13 protein-coding genes are annotated in these 17765 nt (G+C 68.9%); 6 read left to right on the top strand and 7 right to left on the bottom strand.

Going from position 1 to position 17765, the window contains the following annotated elements; translation table 11 throughout:
- Positions 1–168: 168 nt before the first annotated feature.
- Genes AC1DK4_RS35635 through AC1DK4_RS35625 form a run of 3 tightly spaced genes read right to left on the bottom strand, consistent with a single transcriptional unit; the run spans position 169 to position 4518 of the window.
- On the bottom strand, positions 169–1761 hold the full coding sequence (locus AC1DK4_RS35635) for a hypothetical protein (protein ID WP_441614708.1): 1593 nt from the start codon (positions 1759–1761) through the stop codon (positions 169–171).
- Positions 1715–3001, bottom strand: coding sequence for an ATP-grasp domain-containing protein (locus tag AC1DK4_RS35630; protein WP_441614710.1), 1287 nt, complete (start codon positions 2999–3001; stop codon positions 1715–1717). The genes AC1DK4_RS35635 and AC1DK4_RS35630 overlap by 47 nt, the downstream gene beginning before the upstream one ends.
- Entirely contained in the window at positions 2998–4518 is a 1521-nt protein-coding gene (locus AC1DK4_RS35625) for a pyridoxal phosphate-dependent decarboxylase family protein (protein ID WP_441614712.1), read from the bottom strand. The genes AC1DK4_RS35630 and AC1DK4_RS35625 overlap by 4 nt, the downstream gene beginning before the upstream one ends.
- A gap of 361 nt (positions 4519–4879) precedes the next feature.
- On the opposite strand from AC1DK4_RS35625, the gene AC1DK4_RS35620 reads away from it, so the two are divergent.
- Entirely contained in the window at positions 4880–6268 is a 1389-nt protein-coding gene (locus tag AC1DK4_RS35620; protein ID WP_441614714.1) for an MFS transporter, read from the top strand.
- Positions 6269–6389: 121 nt separating this feature from the next.
- Here AC1DK4_RS35620 and AC1DK4_RS35615 read toward each other — a convergent pair whose 3' ends face one another.
- From AC1DK4_RS35615 to AC1DK4_RS35605, 3 genes are all read right to left on the bottom strand, one after another.
- On the bottom strand, positions 6390–7373 hold the full coding sequence (locus tag AC1DK4_RS35615) for a Bug family tripartite tricarboxylate transporter substrate binding protein (RefSeq protein ID WP_441614716.1): 984 nt from the start codon (positions 7371–7373) through the stop codon (positions 6390–6392).
- Between the two features lie 86 nt (positions 7374–7459).
- Positions 7460–8272 carry an SDR family oxidoreductase gene (locus AC1DK4_RS35610; RefSeq protein ID WP_441614718.1) on the bottom strand — a complete coding sequence of 271 codons (813 nt, stop codon included), beginning with the start codon at positions 8270–8272 and terminating at the stop codon, positions 7460–7462.
- Between the two features lie 167 nt (positions 8273–8439).
- Positions 8440–9384 (bottom strand): IclR family transcriptional regulator, encoded by a 945-nt coding sequence (locus AC1DK4_RS35605; RefSeq protein ID WP_441614719.1) that lies wholly within the window; start codon positions 9382–9384, stop codon positions 8440–8442.
- 458 nt (positions 9385–9842) lie between these two features.
- On the opposite strand from AC1DK4_RS35605, the gene AC1DK4_RS35600 reads away from it, so the two are divergent.
- The 5 genes from AC1DK4_RS35600 (at position 9843) to AC1DK4_RS35580 (ending at position 14475) form a co-directional block, all read left to right on the top strand.
- Positions 9843–10703: a branched-chain amino acid ABC transporter permease gene (locus AC1DK4_RS35600; RefSeq protein ID WP_441614721.1), complete on the top strand. Its 861-nt coding sequence runs from the start codon at positions 9843–9845 to the stop codon at positions 10701–10703.
- Positions 10704–10713: 10 nt separating this feature from the next.
- Positions 10714–11766: a branched-chain amino acid ABC transporter permease gene (locus AC1DK4_RS35595; protein WP_441614723.1), complete on the top strand. Its 1053-nt coding sequence runs from the start codon at positions 10714–10716 to the stop codon at positions 11764–11766.
- Entirely contained in the window at positions 11759–12523 is a 765-nt protein-coding gene (locus tag AC1DK4_RS35590) for an ABC transporter ATP-binding protein (protein WP_441614725.1), read from the top strand. Before AC1DK4_RS35595 ends, AC1DK4_RS35590 begins: the two co-directional genes overlap by 8 nt.
- Positions 12510–13217 (top strand): ABC transporter ATP-binding protein, encoded by a 708-nt coding sequence (locus AC1DK4_RS35585; RefSeq protein WP_441614727.1) that lies wholly within the window; start codon positions 12510–12512, stop codon positions 13215–13217. Before AC1DK4_RS35590 ends, AC1DK4_RS35585 begins: the two co-directional genes overlap by 14 nt.
- A gap of 85 nt (positions 13218–13302) precedes the next feature.
- Positions 13303–14475 (top strand): ABC transporter substrate-binding protein, encoded by a 1173-nt coding sequence (locus tag AC1DK4_RS35580; RefSeq protein ID WP_441614729.1) that lies wholly within the window; start codon positions 13303–13305, stop codon positions 14473–14475.
- Positions 14476–14609: 134 nt separating this feature from the next.
- On the opposite strand, the gene AC1DK4_RS35575 is transcribed toward AC1DK4_RS35580, so the two are convergent.
- Positions 14610–17324 carry a DUF6600 domain-containing protein gene (locus AC1DK4_RS35575; protein WP_477132104.1) on the bottom strand — a complete coding sequence of 905 codons (2715 nt, stop codon included), beginning with the start codon at positions 17322–17324 and terminating at the stop codon, positions 14610–14612.
- Between the last annotated feature and the right edge of the window lie 441 nt (positions 17325–17765).

Below are 17765 nucleotides of genomic sequence, written 5' to 3'. Positions count from 1 at the left end.
GCGGCTAACGGCAGAAGTCGGGAATACTCACCCCCTACCAAAGTGGGGATAGATTTTCGTGAGCGCGCGACCAGGCGGCGCAATCGCCACAGCTCCCGCGCGCTGAAGCATGCCGGCATCGGCGCCGGGGCAAGAGCTGGAATCGGGCAGGCATGCCCGCGCCGGGGATCAGGAAAATGCCGTTTCCGCTAGCGCCGCCGGGTTGAGAGAAGGCGCGCAGCCGTGGGCCAGCGCCGCAACGGCATCGAGGCAAGACATGGCCTGGCGGATGATGCGCGTCTCATGACCGATGCCGCGCGCGGCATCGACTGCCAGCCTGGCGCTCATGCACAGCCGCAGGGCGCTGACCGGAACGCCCGCCTGGTGGCCACAATCCACCGGCTGGCCAAGCTGGCAGGCGCCGCTACCAGACGCCGGCATCTGCAACTGGCGATAGACGGCGGCGGTCTCGTCCCGGCTGAGCGGAGCCCTGCCGCCATGCGAGACGGGCCGGTACAGCAGGAAAGGGTGGATGGTCTGGATACCGTCCCAGCTCGACGGACTGTCCAGCGCGGCGCGGTCCAGCGCCGGTACATCGAGGGCGGCAAAGGCCGGATCGTGGTGCAGCCGTTGCCCGACGGCGTCGGCAAAGCGCCGCAGGATGCCTTCGACCTGCGAGGCGCTTACCGCCCGGAACGCGCGCAACTCATGGACCGCCGCCTGCCAGCGCAGCAGCAGGCCGAAATTGGCGAAGGATCCCAGGGCCTGCGCGCAGGCCCAGTCCTGCGGCCATTCCTCGCGCGCGGAGTAGATACGAAGCTGGGCAGGCACGCCGCGCTGGCGCAGCTTGCCGCCAATCTCCGCTGGCAGCAGCAAGGCGCCGGAGAACGAGGGTCCCGTGAGGAACTTGGAGCCGGTCAGCGCCACCATGAAGCCACTGCGCAGGTAGGCCTGGATGGTGCGTGGTTCAAGGCGGAACTGGCAGGCATCGACCAGCACCTGCACCACCGACGGCCAGCGGCGCCGCAGCCGCATGACGCACGAGATGCCCGGCGCGATGCAGCCGGTCTTGGAGACATCGATCAGCACCAGCAGCACATGGCGCCCGTTACGCGCGGCCTGGCCGACCAGCGCCTCGATTTCCGCGTCGACCATGGCCGCATCCCGCAGGGTTCCGTCGGCATTGCGGATCGGCACATCGAGGATATCGCTGGCGCAGGACTGGCCGAGGGACTCGCCCGGGATGGTGGTACGGCCCAGGGCGTTATACGTGCTGAAGTGCTGCCCGGCGAGCGCCGCGGGCACACCGCTGCCACTTTCGGCCGCGCCCGCCATGATCACCAGCGGCCTGGCGGGCGCGCCATCGCCAGCGCGGTCGCCGTCCCCCGTCACGCGCGCGGCTACCCGCGCGGCAAGCAGGTGCACATCGGTGCCCGACGCCGAGAAAACGAGCCCGGGGTCCTGCGCCTGGTCGATGCCGCACAGTGCCAGCACCTCGCTGCGCAGCCGGTCCATCTCGCGGCGATAAAGCTCGGCCGGCGTCTGGTGCGCCAGCGCGGCGGCGAGCCGGCCGCGCAGTTCGTCGACCACGGCGAACGCCGCCGGCGAGATTCCCGAAGACGTGGACGAGCCGAACGCAGCGAGGTCCGCGCAGGCGAGCGGCTCGCAACCGTACTTGTTGCGGCCTGTGGCGGGGTCCAGCGCGATGCGGTGATCGCCGCCGCTGACCAGCAGCTCAGCCGTCGATGGCAGCGGCATCGGCAGCGTGCGTTCGACCGGCATGCTCGGTCTGGCTGGCATTGATCAGCATGGCCCGGAATGCAGCGAAGATCTTGTGCATTTGCGGCTGCTTGTAGGGAAAGAGGTCGACCGGGTCGATGTCGTGCACGACCATGGCCGTGTCCGCCTCGAACACCAGCAACTCGCCGTCCTGCGTCTCGGCGCAATCCAGGCCGACATAGTCGAGATCCAGGCGCGCCTGGATCAGTGCCAGGGCATCCTTGTGGCGCAGCGCGAAGGTGTGGTCGAAGTCGCGCATGATCGCCGCTTCCTCCTCCCGCTTGACGGCGCTCTCGGCCATGCCGGCATTCAGGTAGTGGATCATCCAGTGCTCGGAAATGCCCACGTGGCACACATAGGGACGCCCCTCGATCAGCACGAGCCGGTATTTGCGGAACAGTCCGTCCGCGTTCCGGTAGTCGATGAAGCGCGACACATAGAAGGCCGGCTCGCCGGACTGCGCCAGGTAAGCGGCCAGCTCGGCCGCGTCGCCGAGCTTTTCCAGCCCCTTGCCGGCATGGGAGCCGAGCGGCCGGACGATGATCGGGAATCCACCTTCGCCCAGCACCGATACGATCGTGGCTTGCTCCCCGGCCACGGCCGCCAGCACCTCGCGGTCCACGCGCAGCGTGGGCGGCATGCAGATGCCCGGTGCCGACGCCAGCGCCGATGCGGCCCGGTCGCGCGACAGCCGCTGCAGGCGATCCGGCAGGTTCAGCACGGGGCGCGGCCAGATCGCGGCGAGCGCGCGGAGTTGCTCCAGCACGGGCTGGGTGCGGTCCGATTCGCCAACGGCAATGAAAAGCACATCGTGCTCCGGCACGGCCTGCGGCAGCGGTTCTTCCGGGGTGACGTACAGCACGTCGAGCGCCACGTCGGAGTTGCCCAGCAGGCATTCCAGCGGCGTGTTCGCCATCAGGTCGCCTGACACCATGATGGCCAGCACGCGCAGGCCAACGGCGCCATCGCGCAGCGTCGGCAGGTGATAGAGCTGCCGCGTCTGCAGCGCCTCGGCCTGGATGGTCATGGCAAGCGCATGATCGCCGAGCAGCTGCAGGACCAGCGAGAGATCCATCAGCGCATTGGCGTCATCCGGCTGCGACTGCAGATGGTTGATCAGCTTCGCGCCGAGGGGGCGCAGGTCTTCATTCTGATGGGCGGCGCGCAGCAGGTGGCGCAGGCCGATCAGCGTGTCCCGGGCCGGCGTGGCGGTTGCGGAATCGTGGATGGCGTTCACGTTCATTGTGTTAGATCGCTGACTTCAGGCACGGATGTCGAAGCGCTCAGCGCCTTGCCGAGTGCGAGGGTCGCGCCAAGCAGGGCATCGATATCCTGCGAGGTGCTGCGATGGTTGAACAAGGCAACCCGGATCGCGAAGCGCCCGTCGAGCATCGTCGACGAAGGCGCGGCGAGGCCGGATTCCTGCAAGGCGACGACCAGATCGCGATTGACCTGGTCGATGGCGCCGCTCGCCGCGGGCCCGGTGCCGGTGAAGCGGAAGCAGACGATATTGAGCGATACCGGCGCCAGCAGCTCCAGCTCCGGCTCGGCACGGATGCGGCGCGCGAGTTCCTGCGCCAGTGCGCACGTATGCGCGATCATGCCGCCCAGCCGCTCGGTGCCGTAGACCTTGATCGTGAACCAGGTCTTCAGGGCGCGAAAGCCGCGCGAGAGATCCGGGCCGAAGTCGCACGGCCAGGGCGAGCCGGCCGCCATGCCGCGCTCGCCGCGGCTGAGATAGGTGCCTTCGTGCGTGGCAAAGGTGCGCAGGTGCAATTGCCGGTCCCGGACCACGAAAAAGCCGGCGTCATAGGGGACTTGCAGCCACTTGTGGAAATCGAAGGCGATCGAGTCCGCCTGCTCGATGCCACGCAGGCGCGGGGCAAGCTGGGGACACAGCATGGCAAGTGCGCCAAAGGCGCCGTCGACATGGAAGTGCAGTTGCTCCCGGCGTGCCATGCGAGCGATGCCGGCCAGGTCGTCGATGGCACCGGTATCGACCGTGCCGGCGGTGCCGACGACGAGGAATGGCGAGAAGCCGGCAGCACGGTCCACCGCGATGGCGGCGGCGAGGCGGGCCAGATCCATGCGCCCTTGATCGTCGACGGGAATCGAGCGCAGATTGTCTTTCCCCAGGCCGGCCAGGTCCATGCCTTGCGCGATGCAGCCGTGCGCCCGCGCGGAGGTATAGGCGGTAAGGCGGCACGCTGCCTGCGCCACGCCGCTCGCGCGCACCTCGCCACCGAGTGCCCGGGTCCTGGCGGCCAGCACGCCGCACAGGTTGGCCATGGAGGAGCCGGTCAGGAACAGGCCGCTGGCATCCTGGGGAAAGCCGAACAGCTCGATCACCCAGCGCAGCACCTGCCACTCCACCTCGACCGGGATGTGGTCGCGGCCACCGAGGTTGGCATTGAGCCCGGCCGCGAGCATTTCCGCCAGCATGCCGACCGGGGTGCCGCCGCCATGCACCCAGCCCATGAAGCCGGGATGCGCATTGCCCACGGCATAAGGCAGGATGCTGTCCATGAAGGTCTGGTGCACCCGCTCCAGCCCGCTTCCCTCGCGCGGCAAGGGCTCGCGGAAGCGCTCGCGCACCGCGTCGGGGATCGGCTGCCAGACCGGCCGCTCGCGAATGCCCTGGAGGTAGTCCAGCATATCGTCGAGCATGCTGTGGCCCTGCGCCCTCAGCGCGCTCCAGTCGACAGGGTCGAGGCTGGCGCGGGCTGGCTGCCGGCTGCCCTCGGGGGTTGGTGTTGACATGGCTGATGGCTGTCCGGAAAACGCTGCGTCCCAAGGCGAGGTGCTTTGCGCGGCCTCGCTTGCGGGACATTGTGGCGGGGATCATAGCGCCGGGCCGCCGGCCCGTTCTGACGAGGATGGCGGGTTTCCTGCCCTATTTCTCTGCCAAGCCAGGGGCCCGCCGTGGGTATCCGGCTCCGCCCGGGGCGCGGGCCGGCCCCGCTGCCGGCCCGCGCCGGCACCCCGGGGACCGAAAAACAACACTGCGGCCCCGCCTTACCACAATCCGATCGATTGCGGGCACCGCCGTGCGCGACGATAATTGTGCAATCAAGTATCGCAGGCAACGCTCGCGCCTCCCGTCGGCACTCCCCCACTTCCCATGCAGACACACCAAGGCCTCCCCCACCCCCAACGCGGCTGGGCCATCCTCACCGTGTTTTGCGGCCTCATCATGGCCGTGCTCGACGGCTCGATCGCCAATATCGCACTGCCATCGATCTCCCGCGAGCTGGCGGCAGACCCGAGCAGCACCATCTGGGTGGTCAACGCCTACCAGCTCACCGTCACGGTATGCCTGCTGCCGCTGTCCTCGCTCGGCGACATCCTTGGCTACAAGCGGGTGTACCGCGCGGGGCTGGCGATCTTCCTGCTCGGATCGCTGCTGTGCGCGCTGTCGCCGAACCTGCCCGTGCTGGTGGCGGCGCGCGTGCTGCAGGGCGTGGGCGGCGCCGGCATCATGAGCGTGAACACGGCGCTGGTGCGCTTTATCTATCCGCCCACCAAGCTCGGCCGCGGCATCGGGCTGAATGCGCTGGTGGTGGGCATCACCATCGCCGTGGGCCCGTCGGTGGGCGCACTGATCCTGTCCATCGCGAGCTGGCCGTGGCTGTTCGCCATCAACGTGCCGGTGGCGGTGTTCGCCCTCGTGCTGGCACGCAGCGCGCTGCCGGCCACGCCGCCCCAGCCGCATGGCTTCGACTATCGCAGCGCGCTGCTGTCGGCAGTGGTATTCGCGCTGTTCATCCTGAGCGTCGACGGCGCCGGCCACGCCAGCCTGCGTCCTGCGGCGGCGGCCGGACTGGTGGCCGCCGCGCTGCTGGGCTTGGGGCTGGTGCGCATGCAGCGCGGCAAGCCGGCGCCGCTGGTGCCGGTGGACCTGTTCCGCAACCGCGCCTTCACGCTGGCCGTGGGTACCTCGTTCTGCTCCTTCATGGCGCAGATGCTGGCCTTCGTGGCGCTGCCGTTCTACCTGGAATACCAGCTGGGCCGCTCGCTGCACGAGACCGGGCTGCTGATCACGCCGTGGCCGCTGATGGTGGCGATCATGGCACCCTTGTCGGGTCGCCTGTCGGACCGCTATCCCGCCAGCATCCTGGCCGGAGTCGGGCTGGCGCTGCTCGGCAGCGGGCTGGTCGGCCTGGCCTTGCTCGGCCCCGACGCATCGAGCTTCGGCATCGGCTGGCGCATGGCGATGTGCGGGCTGGGCTTCGGGCTGTTCCAGTCGCCCAACAACCGCGCCATGATCGGCGCCACGCCGCCCGCGCGCAGCGGCGGCGCCAGCGGCGCGCAGGCCACCACGCGGCTGCTGGGGCAGACCACCGGCACCGCGGTGGTCGCACTGCTGTTCAGCGTGGACCAGACCGGCGCGGCAAGGCTGGCCTTGTATGTGGCGGCGACGGTGGCCACGGTGGGCGCGGTGGTGAGCTTCAGCCGGCTGCGCAGCGGCAGTGGCTCCCAGGCGCGGGGCGCGGCCGAAGCGGATATCTGACGCCCGGCCGGCGCCCTGCACCGGGATCCCGCCGGCTTGCTCCCCTCCCCCGCAGCGCCCGCTGCGGGAGAGGGGAAGCCTTACACCGCCAGGCCAGCCCCGACTGTGCGCTCCGGGGCGATCACTCCGCCTTGGCCCCCGACTCCTTCACCACCCTCGCCCACTTCGCGATCTCGGCGCGCTGGTAGCTTGCCAGCGTTTCCGGCGTGCCTAGGATCGGGTCCAGTCCCAGGGTCTTGAGCTTGGCCTGGACGTCGGGCAGCGTGTAGATACGGTTGAGTTCGGCGTTGAGCTTGGCGACCACATCCTTGGGCGTGTTGGCCGGCGCGAAGATGGCGAACCAGGAATCGGCCTCGAAGCCCGGCAATCCCTGCTCGGCCAGCGTGGGGATGTCCGGGGCCGAAGGCGAGCGCTTGGCGCTGGTGACGCCCAAGGCCCGCAGCTTGCCTTCCTTGACCACCGGCAGCGCCGACGGCAGGTTGTCGAACATCATCGTGATATGGCCGCCGAGCAGGTCGGGGATGGCCATGGCGCGGCCTTTGTACGGCACGTGGGTGATCTTCACGCCGGCCATCGAATTGAACAGTTCGCCCGCCACGTGCAGCGAAGTGCCGACGCCTGGCGTGCCGAAGGTGAGGCCGCCCGGCTTGGCCTTGGCCAGCGCGATGAGTTCCTGCACGTTCCTGGCCGGCACCGCGGGGTTGACCACGAGCACGTTGGGCGTGGACGCGACCAGGATCACCGGCACGAAGTCCTTCACCATGTCGTACGGCATCCTGGCGTAGAGCGCGCCGTTGATCGAGTGCGTGCCCACCGTGCCCATGGCCAGCGTGTAGCCGTCGGGCGCGGCGTGCGCCACGGCCTCGCCGCCGATATTGCCGCCCGCACCCGGCTTGTTGTCGACCACCACCGGCTGGCCCCACGCGGGAGAAATCTTCTCGGAGAAGATCCGCGCCAGGATATCCGGCGCGCCGCCGCTGGGAAAGCCCACCACGATGCGGATCGGCTTGGAGGGATAGGTATCGGCCCGGGCCGATGACGCGGCCAGCGCGGTAAATGCGGCGCAGGCGGCCAGCATGGCCGCCGCGAATGGTTTGCTGCGCATTGATGTCTCCCTTTGCTTTTGCTTTTGCTTTTTCTTTTGCTTTGATCGGGTTATTGCCTGGGATGCCGCGCGGGGCGCGGCCATGCTCACACCACGGTGCCGCCGAACTCGGCCATCACCTTGTCGTGCAGGCGGCGCATGCCCTTGAGCCAGCGGTCGTAGTCCTGGCCCTTGCGCTGGTAGTACTCCAGCACTTCGGGATGCGGCAGGATCAGGAAGCGCTCCTCCTGCACGCCTGCCAGCGTGACCTGCGCCACATGCTCGGGCGTGACCGATCCCGCCTGCAGGAAGCCCTTGCGCGCCCCGTCCTCGCCGAACAGCATGTTGGTCTGCACGCCCTGCGGACAGATGCAACTGACCTTGATGCCGCGGTCGCCGTAGGTGATCGACAGCCACTCGGCAAAGCCGATGGCGGCATGCTTGGTCACGGCGTAGGGTGCCGAGCCGATCTGCGACAGCAGCCCCGCGGCCGATACGGTGTTGACGAAGTAGCCCTCGCCGCGCGCGAGCATCTGCGGCAGCACCGCGCGCGCGGCGTGGATGTGGGCCATCACGTTGATCTCCCAGATGCGCTGCCATTCCTCGGCGCTGGCGTCCAGGCCCTTGCGCAGGATGATGCCGGCGTTCGAGCAGAACACGTCCACCTGGCCGAAGCGCTCGGTGGCCGCATCCGCCAGCGCCTGCACCGCGGCGGCATCGGCCACGTCCGTGCGCTGCGCGAAGACCTTGCACGCGGGACTGGCCTGCGCCAGCTCCGCGGCCACCTTCTGCGCGCCCGCTTCGTCGAGGTCGGCCACGGCCACGCCGCGCGCGCCGCCCGCGGCGAAGGCCAGCGCCAGCGCACGTCCGATGCCGGTGGCGGCGCCCGTCACGATCACGGTCTTGTTGCGGATCTCCATCTTTGTCTCCTTTGTTTTCTTTGTCTGTAATGCCAGCTAGATGTACGGCTCACATGGCCGCGGGAATTCTGTGATTCTTGCTGTGATTCTTGCTGTGATTCTTGCTGTGATCCTTGCTGTGAGGGATGGCGGTGGATGCATGTCGATGCCGCTGCGATGATGCCTCGCTATCCCTGTCCTTGCCAGAGCCGCGCCTGCAGCGTCTCGGCCAGCTCGCGAATGCGCGGCCCGAGGTTGCCATCGAGAATCTCCGGCGTGAGCCGCGTGGCGGCGCCGCCGATATTGATGGCCAGCACCTCGGCGCCGCCTTCGAGCACCACCGGCGCGGCCGCGCCGCTCACGCTGCGGTCCCACTCCGCATGCGCGAGGCAGAAGCCGCGCCTGCCGTAGTCGCGCAGCGCGCGTTCGAGCTTGGTGCGGATAGGTGCCCAGCGGCTGCCGTAGAAATGCTCGAGGTCGGCCACCACGGCGGCGCGGCGCGGCGCTTCCAGCCCGGCCAGCCACGCACGTCCGATGGCCGAGGTGGCGGTGGGCAGGCGCGATCCCGGCGCCAGCCGCATCACCAGCGCGCCGCGCGGCTGGCAGACCTCCAGGTAGACCATCTCGTGCCGGTCGGCGGTGGCCAGCGCCACCGTGCAATCGGTGGCGAACGCGAGCGACTGCATCAGCGGCTGCGCGATCTCGCGGATGCGCGAGCCGGCCAGGTAGCGCTGCCCGAGCACCATAGCACCTTGCCCGAGGCGGTACTTCTCGAGCGACTCCGAATAGATCAGGTAGCCCAGGCTGGTGAGCGTGTAGGTCAGGCGCGAAACGGTCGGCCGCGGAATGCCGGCGCGCCGCGCGAGTTCGGCGTTGCCGAGGTAATCGTCATGCGGGCCGAAGGCGCGCAGCAGGTCCAGCCCGCGCGCCAGCGCGGTGACGAAGTTGCGGTCGTCGCGCGCCGCATCGGCGGGCGTGCCGGAAAACAGCACCGGCTGCGCATCGGCCGCATGGGTCGCATGCGTGGCGTGCGTGGCGTGCGCGGCTTGCGTGGCTTGCGTGGCTTGCGTGGCGCTGGCAGCGCCGGCAGGCGATGCGCAGGGCGACAGCGGGATCGACGAAGTGCGCTTCATGGGTGGCGGCGACACATGGCAACTGGCTGCGGAAGGACGCGCCCCGGGGCCGCGCCGGATGGCTGCGGACGCGGGCTGCGCCGGCTATTTCGCTGTGCGGAAGACTATTCCGTATTCCTTGACTGTGCCTCAGGCCGTATGCAACAGTCAATGAAAACGAACGATCGTGCTGGAACGTGCATATGCGTGCGAACGCATGGCGCCTTCACCGACACGACGACACCGGCAGCGGGGCCCGCCCCCGACCAGCCAAATCCGCATTGCACCGCATTGCACAGGAGACAAGACATGGACCACACCATCCGGCAAGCCGCACCACCGCCCGGCTGATCCCCGTATTTGCCCCATGAGCGGCCCGCGCCTCGCGCGCGGCGCCGCAGCTTCCGCGCATGCCGCCATGCGGCTTGCGTGCCTTCGTTCGCGATTTTTTTTGCGACTAGCCAAGAGGTAAGCCCGAGATGTTGTTTCTCCAACAAGTCCTGAACGGCCTCACGCTGGGCGGCGTGTATAGCCTGGTGGCGCTGGGCCTGACACTGGTCTACGGCATCCTGCACGTGCCCAATTTCGCGCACGGCGCGTTCTACATGGCCGGCGCCTATGTCTCGTACTACATGATGACGGCGCTCGGCATGAACTACTGGCTGGCGATGGGCGCCGCCGCGCTGGCGGTGGCAGCGCTGTCGATGCTGGCCGATCGCCTGGTGTTCCATCCGCTGCGCAACGCGCCCGAGTTGCACGACATGATCGCCGCCATCGGCATCATGCTGTTCCTCGAGGCCGGCGCGCAGGCGCTGTGGGGCGCGGACTTCAACCGCATGCCCACGCCCTACGGCCAGATGGTGGAAGTGTTCGGGCTCACCGCCCCCGCCCAGCGCCTGCTGATCATCGGCGCGGCTTTCGGCCTGATGGTGCTGCTGCACCTGTTCCTCACGCGCACCGTGACCGGCTCGACCATCGTGGCGATGGCGCAGAACCGCGAAGGCGCCGCGCTGGTGGGCATCGACGCGACCCGCGTCACCCTGCTGGTGTTCGCCATCTCGGGCGCGCTGGCCGCCATCGCCGCCACGCTGTACGCGCCGATCAACCTGGTCTACCCGAGCATGGGCAACCTGGTCATCACCAAGGCCTTCGTCATCATCATCCTCGGCGGCATGGGCAGCATTCCCGGGGCCATCGTGGGCGGGCTGATCATCGGCATGGCCGAGAGCTTCGGCGGCTTCTACGTCTCCACCGACTACAAGGACATCATCGCCTTCGTGCTGCTGGTGGCCATCCTGTCGATCCGCCCGCAGGGCCTGTTTGCCGGCAAGGCCGCTTAAGGAGCGCAACATGACCAATGCATTGCAAGGAAAAGCCGGCTGGGCACTGCTGCTGGCGCTGGCCGTCGCGTTCCCGCTGCTCACGCCCAACAGCTACTACCTGACGGTGATGACGCTGGCCTTCATCTACGCCATCGCCACGCTGGGGCTGAACCTGATCACCGGCTACACCGGCCAGCTCAACCTCGCGCACGGTGGCTTCATGGCAATCGGCGCCTACACGCTGGGTATCCTGACGGTGGATCACCAGGTACCGTTCTGGGTGGCGTTCGCGCTGTCGGGCGTGGTGTGCATGGTGGTGGGCTACTTCGTGGGCGTGGTGTCGCTGCGCCTGAAGGGCCATTACTTCTCGATCTTCACGCTGTGCATCGGCTACATCATCTACCTGCTGATCGAGAAATGGGAAAGCCTCACGCACGGCACGGTGGGCCTGATCGGCATCCCGGTGCCGGCGTCGGTGGGCCCGCTGGCGTTCGACAACGTGCAGGCGCAGTACTACCTGGTGCTGTTCTTCCTCGTGATCGGCACCTTCGTGATGCACCGCATCGTCACCTCGCTGCTGGGCCGCAGCTTCATGGCCGTGCGCAACAGCGATGCGCTGGCCGAGGCGCTGGGCATCAACCTGATGCGCACCAAGGTGCTGTCCTTCGTGCTGTCGGTGGGCTATGCGGGCTTTGCCGGCGCGCTGTACGCGGGCCAGGTGCGCTTCCTCGGCCCCGATATCGCGCGCACCGACCTCACCTTCGACATGGTGATGGCGATGCTGGTCGGTGGCACCGGCACGCTGCTCGGGCCGCTGCTGGGCGCGGTGCTGGTGCCGTGGGTGACGCAGACGCTGCAGTTCCTGCAGGACTACCGCATGCTGGTGTTCGGCCCGGTGCTGATCCTGCTCATCATCTTCGTGCCGGACGGCATCGTCGGCTCGTGGGCCAAGCGCCAGGCGAGGCGCGCCGCGGCCGCGCGGCGCGGCGGCAAGAGCCGCGCGCAGGCTCCCGCACCGGCCGCCGGTGCCAACGCAGCCAACGCAGCCAACGCAGCCAACGCAGGGGTCGACCATGCTTGAGATCCGCAACCTGACCAAGAAATTCGGCGGCCTGACCGCGGTAAATGATGTCTCGATCCGCTTCGAGACCGGCCACATCAACGCCATCATCGGACCCAACGGCGCCGGCAAGACCACCTTCTTCAACCTGATCGCCGGCACCCACGCACCCAGCTCCGGCCAGATCCTGCTCAAGGGCCAGGACGTGGCCGGGCTGCGCGCGGACCAGATCGCCCGCCTGGGCGTGGCGCGCACCTTCCAGGCGACCCACCTGTTCGACCGCGCCACCGTGCTGGACAACCTGATCGTGGGCCATCGCCTGCGCACGCATTCCGGCCTGGCCGACGTGCTCTTCAACACGCGGCGGCTGCGCGAGGAAGAGCGCCTGTGCCGCGCCAAGGCGGAGGAAGCGCTGGAGTTCGTCGGCCTTGCGCACCTGGCCCATGAAGTGGCGGCCGACATCACGCAGGAGGAGCGCAAGCGCGTGGCCTTCGCGCTGGCGCTGGCCACCGATGCCGAACTGCTGCTGCTCGACGAGCCCGCCGGCGGCGTCAATCCGGAGGAGACCGTGGGCCTGGCCGAACTGATCCGCAAGATGGTCCGCCATGGCAAGACGGTCTGCCTGATCGAACACAAGATGGACATGATCATGCGGCTGGCCGACAAGATCATGGTGCTCAACTACGGCGAGAAGATCGCCGAGGGGACGCCCGCGCAGATCCAGCAGGATCCGCACGTCATCGAAGCCTACCTGGGAGCCGACCATGTTGCAGCTTGAGCGCGTTTCGCTTTCCTACGGCAGCTTCCGCGCGCTGGAAAACATCACCCTGCACGCCGGCGCCGGCGAGCTGGTGGTGCTGCTGGGCGCCAACGGCGCCGGCAAGAGCTCGATCTTCCTGGCGATGAGCGGCATCCACCGCGCCAGCGGCGGCACCATGCGCTTCGACGGCCGCGAGCTGTCCGGCATGAAGCCCTCGCAGATCGTGCAGGCCGGGCTGGTGCACTGCCCCGAAGGGCGCAAGCTGTTTCCCGCCATGAGCGTGCAGAAGAACCTGACGCTGGGCGCTTACGTCCACCGCCGCGATTCGGCAGGCATCAAGCGCTCGCTCGAAGAAGTGTTCGAGATGTTCCCCATCCTGCGGCAGAAGAAGGACGATCCGGCCGGCTCGCTCTCGGGCGGCCAGCAGCAGATGGTGGCGCTGGGGCGCGCGCTGATGAGCCGCCCGCGCGCGCTGCTGCTCGACGAGCCGTCGCTCGGGCTGGCGCCGCTGGTGGTCAAGCAGATGTTCGAGGTCATCCAGCGCATCAACCGTGCCGGCACCACCGTGCTGCTGGCCGAGCAGAACGCCTACGCGGCGCTTGGCATCGCGCACCGCGCCTACGTGATCGAGAGCGGGCGCATCGTCATGGAAGGCGACCGCGAAACCTTGCTCAAGGATGAGGGAATTCGCCGCGCGTATATCGGCGGCTAGCCCTGGCCGAAGGACAGGGCAGGAAAACAGGGCAGGAAGACAGGACAAGAACGAACGCAGTGCAAACACAACAGGAGACCGCCAGATGCAAACCAAGATGATCCGCCGCTTCTTCCCGCTCGCCGCCACCGCCGTGGCCGCGCTGCTGGCTTCGGGCACCGCCTTCGCACAGGAAGTCGTCAAGCTGGGCTACACCGGCCCGCTGTCGGGCGGCGCCGCCCTGTACGGCAAGAACGTGCTTTCGGGCATCCAGATGGCGGTCGACGAAATCAACGCCGCCGGCCTGGAAGTCAAGGGCAAGAAGGTCAAGCTCGAAGTGGCCGCGCTCGATGACAAGTACGCCCCGGCCGAGGCCGCGATCAACGCGCGCCGGCTGGTGCAGCAGTACAAGACGCCCGCCGTGTTCGTGCCGCACTCGGGTGGCATCTTCGCGCTGCAGGCCTTCAACGAGCAGGAGAAGTTCCTGGTGATGGCGTACTCCAGCGTGCCGCGCATCACCGATGTCAACAACAAGCTGACCATCCGCATCCCGCCGGCCTACACCGGCTATATCGATCCCTTTATCAAGGCGCAGATGAAGCGCTACGGCAAGAACGTGGCGCTGGCGCCGGCCGACCATGACTACGCCAAGGCCTGGGTTCAGGCCTTCGTGCCTGCATGGGAGAGTGCGGGCGGCAAGGTGGTGGCCAACAACCCGATGTCCTATACCAAGGCAACCGATTTCTACAGCGGCGTGTCGCGCGTGCTGGCCGACAAGCCGGACGTGATGTTCGTGGGCGGCCCGTCGGAGCCGACCGCGCTGGTGGTCAAGCAGGCGCGCGAACTGGGCTTCAAGGGCGGCTTTATCGTGATGGACCAGGCCAAGCTCGACGAGATGTCCAAGGTCACCAACGGCCTGGCCATGCTGGAGGGCTCGATCGGCGTGATGCCGCTGGCCAACGACAGCCGCCCCGCCGCGCAGAACTACAACAACAAATACAAGAAGCTGCACGACGGGCGCGATGCCACCACCGAGATGTCGCTCAACTACACCATGGTGTACGCGCTGGCCGGCGCCATGAAGCTGGCCGGCACCACCACCGACGTGGCGGCGATCCGCGCCAAGATGCCGGAGGCGGTAAAGACGCTGGCCAAGGATGCCAACCCCAACGAGATCGAGAGCATCGACGCCAAGGGCGGCACCGTGGCCGATACCGTGGTGGGCTGGGTGCAGGGCGGCAAGATTGCCCAGGTGCGCCTGTCCGAACTGGCCAAATAAGTCAACTCCGGGGCCGGCGCGCGCGACGCGCCGGCTTGCCGAAGGTCCCGCCCGGCACTCCGGCGGGATTCAGGCCCGCGCACCGGCGGGCTCCTGTCTTGTCACCCCCCGCCTCTCTTCATTGACGCCGCCGACTAGGCATGCTGTTGCTGACGCTGCAGCTCTTGCTGGCGGCGCTGCTGTTCCTGTTGCTGTTGCTGTTGCTGGCGCTGGTGCTCCTGCTGCTGGCGTTGCACATCCTGCTGCTGGCGCTGCATCTGCTCTTGCTGCTGGCGTTGCATCACCTGCTGCTGGCGCTGCTGCTCCTGTACCTGGTGCTCCTGTGCCTGGCGCTCCTGCTGCTGGCGTTGCTGCACGCGCTGCTGTTCCATCTGCTGGCGCTGCTGCTCCTGCTGCTGCCGCTGCATGGCCTGTTGCTGGCGCTGCTGCTCCTGCATCTGGCGCTCCTGCTGCTGGCGCTGCATGTCCTGCTGTTGCTGCATCGCCTGCTGGGCACGCTGCTGCTCGCCGCGCTGGCGCTCCTGCTGCTGGCGCTGCATGTCCTGCTGTTGCTGCATTGCCTGCTGGGCGCGCTGCTGGTCGCCGCGCTGGCGTTCCTGCTGCTGGCGCTGCATSTCCTGCTGTTGCTGCATTGCCTGCTGGGCGCGCTGCTGGTCGCCAAACTGGCGTTCCTGCTGCTGGCGCTGCATGTCCTGCTGTTGCTGCATCCCCTGCTGGGCACGCTGCTGGTCGCCGCGCTGGCGCTCCTGCTGCTGGCGCTGCATCTCCTGCTGTTGCTGCATCCCCTGCTGGGCACGCTGCTGCTCGCCGCGCTGGCGCTCCTGCTGCTGGCGCTGCATCTCCTGCTGTTGCTGCATCCCCTGCTGGGCGCGCTGCTGCTCGCCAAACTGGCGTTCCTGCTGCTGACGCTGCATCTCTTGCTGTTGCTGCATCCCCTGCTGCGCGCGCTGCTGGTCACCACGCTGGCGTTCCTGCTGCTGGCGCTGCATGTCCTGCTGTTGCTGCATTCCCTGCTGGGCGCGCTGCTGCTCGCCAAACTGACGCTCCTGCTGCTGGCGCGCGAAGGCCTGCGGATCGCCCTGCTGGCCGTGCGCCTGGTCCGGACGCGTGGTCCAGCCCCGCCCCTGCATCTGCTGCTGCGGTTGCGGCTGGCCACCGCGATCGGAATTGACGAAGCCCTGCGGCATCGCCCCGCGCGGACCGCCCTCGGCCCGCTGCGGGTTGAATGCAGGATTGGCGGGGTTGGCCGGGTTGGCGGGACTGCCCGGTCCCGCCGCATTGCGGCCGTGGAAGGCCGGCGCGGCCTGGCTCAGGCGCACCGGGCCGGCTGCCGCGCCCGGGTTCGGGGCGGGGCCACCGCCGCCACCGTGCCAGGCCGGCCCCGCGCCGGGCACCGTGCCGCCGCCACGGGCAAAACGCTGGGCCAGTTCGTCGCTGGCGGGACGGCCCGGCGCGCGCGCCGCGATGGCGGGACGGTTGAAGCCCTGCATGACCGCCGGCGGCGCGGGCCGCCCGGGATTCGCACCTAGCAGGCTGGCCTTGACCGGCGCCAGCGGCGGCGCGCCGTTGGCCTCGCCGCGCGGCAGGTTGCGCCATGCGTCGTTGCGCGCGCCGGGCGGCACGCGCTGGCCCTGCACGAAGGCGCGCGCCGGCATGCCGGTGACGGCGCCCGGCACATCCCGGTTGACATAGACGTTGCGCACGTGGTTGTTGACCACCTCGTTATTGACGGTGAAGCGGTTGATGCGATTGAGATAGCCAGGGCTGGCGCCATAGACCGGGCGATAGGACTCGCGCGGGCCGAGCGGGTACCAGGCTACCCCCGGTCCGCCGTGGGAGGCATTCCGGCCGGGGCCGGGGCCGCCGCCGATAAAGCCCACCACCGCGGGGGCGTACACCGGACGCACCGCGCGCGGGCCGGGCATCCAGCCCCAGCGGTCGCCGACGCGAGCCCAGCGGCCATAGTGGGACGGCGCGAAGCCCCAGGGCGCGTCGTCGCACCAGCTCCATCCCCACGGCGCCACCCAGGCCCAGTGGCCAGCGCTGTAGGGCGCCCAGTCGGCCGCGACCACGCGCGGGAACCAAACCGCGCCGTAGCCCGGGTCTTCCTGCCAGTCGCCGTAGCCGTCCAGCGCGGCATAGCCGGTCATCTCGGGAGGTACGTAGCGGGCCGAGGGCGAGGCATCCTCGCGCGCATCGCGCGCCATGGTCCAGCGGTCGAACTCGTCGGCCGGCGGATCGGAGGCGGCGCCTGCCTCGGCCAGGTCGGTTCCGGCGAAGCGGACCTGCTCGCCGCGGCGCATGTCGAGCGAGCGATTGTCGCCGTACACCACGGCCGAGCCATGATGGAGGGTGACCACCGTGGCGCTGCCGTCGGCCGCCACGTCGAGCCGGTAGTCGCCCGGCTCGCGCGGCACGAAGGCCAGGTTGGGGGTGTCGATCTCCACCGGCTGGTCCGGCGGCAGCGCGCGCACGCGCAGCTGCAGCGTGCCCTGGGTCAGCTTGACCTGGGTGGCGCTGTCGTCAAGGTTGAGCACCGTCACCGCGGTGGCGCTGCCGAGCCGGATCGCCGTGGAGCCGGCATGCAGCTCCGCGCGTCCGCCGTTGTCCACCCACAGGCGGTCGCCGGTGGTGATGGGCCGGTTGGGTGCGGCCTGGGCCCACTCGTCGGAGCCGGCCGGCGCGAAGCTGAGATTGCCCGCGGCGTCGGTGATGGTGGCGATGCGGTCGGACGGATCGGCGGACTGCGCCAGCGCCGGCAGTTGCCAAGTGACAAGAACGACACCTGCCAGGCCGGTGGCTATGAGCAGGGCGCGGGCACGGTGGCCAAGCCTGCGGTCAGGAAACATGGAATTACCTCTTCGACGAAACGGGTGCCGGGCCAACGCCCGTGCTCCCTGCTGTCACGATACTTCCCTTAACGGCGGGCAGCCGCGCCGGCGCACCGGACTTTGTAAGCACATATTTCCCTGGCGCGCCGCCGGCCGGCAGGCGCCGCCGGCCGCGGCCGGGCTGCGCGCCGCCCGCACGGCCCGGCCCCGCGCGGTTGTCGCCGTCTGGCCGCGGCCAAGCGCGCAGGATCCGGACAAAGCCGGAAACAAATTACGGGAAGCGGGTGGAGTGCGACGGGCCTGCGACGGGCGTGCGACGGGCGCGCAACGCCGGCGCGGCCAGGGTGCGGGCCTTCGGGGACACCAGGACGCCGATGGTCGCCCGGGGTCCGGAGCGGCGGTGCCGGCTCAGCGCGCCTGCAGGAATTCGGTGAACTTGTCCGCCGACATGGGCCGGCC

It is taken from the genome of Cupriavidus sp. 05N38 (assembly GCF_056397345.1).
The sequence above is the reverse complement of the archived record's forward strand: the minus strand, read 5'-3'. Positions and strand labels throughout refer to the sequence as shown.

Bases quoted from the DNA above. Each gene is read 5' to 3' on its own strand.
- AC1DK4_RS35635 (WP_441614708.1), bottom strand. From the start codon at position 1,761: ATGCCGGTCGAACGCACGCTGCCGATGCCGCTGCCATCGACGGCTGAG.
- AC1DK4_RS35630 (WP_441614710.1), bottom strand. From the start codon at position 3,001: ATGAACGTGAACGCCATCCACGATTCCGCAACCGCCACGCCGGCCCGG.
- AC1DK4_RS35625 (WP_441614712.1), bottom strand. From the start codon at position 4,518: ATGTCAACACCAACCCCCGAGGGCAGCCGGCAGCCAGCCCGCGCCAGC.
- AC1DK4_RS35620 (WP_441614714.1), top strand. From the start codon at position 4,880: ATGCAGACACACCAAGGCCTCCCCCACCCCCAACGCGGCTGGGCCATC.
- AC1DK4_RS35615 (WP_441614716.1), bottom strand. From the start codon at position 7,373: ATGCGCAGCAAACCATTCGCGGCGGCCATGCTGGCCGCCTGCGCCGCA.
- AC1DK4_RS35610 (WP_441614718.1), bottom strand. From the start codon at position 8,272: ATGGAGATCCGCAACAAGACCGTGATCGTGACGGGCGCCGCCACCGGC.
- AC1DK4_RS35605 (WP_441614719.1), bottom strand. From the start codon at position 9,384: ATGAAGCGCACTTCGTCGATCCCGCTGTCGCCCTGCGCATCGCCTGCC.
- AC1DK4_RS35600 (WP_441614721.1), top strand. From the start codon at position 9,843: ATGTTGTTTCTCCAACAAGTCCTGAACGGCCTCACGCTGGGCGGCGTG.
- AC1DK4_RS35595 (WP_441614723.1), top strand. From the start codon at position 10,714: ATGACCAATGCATTGCAAGGAAAAGCCGGCTGGGCACTGCTGCTGGCG.
- AC1DK4_RS35590 (WP_441614725.1), top strand. From the start codon at position 11,759: ATGCTTGAGATCCGCAACCTGACCAAGAAATTCGGCGGCCTGACCGCG.
- AC1DK4_RS35585 (WP_441614727.1), top strand. From the start codon at position 12,510: ATGTTGCAGCTTGAGCGCGTTTCGCTTTCCTACGGCAGCTTCCGCGCG.
- AC1DK4_RS35580 (WP_441614729.1), top strand. From the start codon at position 13,303: ATGCAAACCAAGATGATCCGCCGCTTCTTCCCGCTCGCCGCCACCGCC.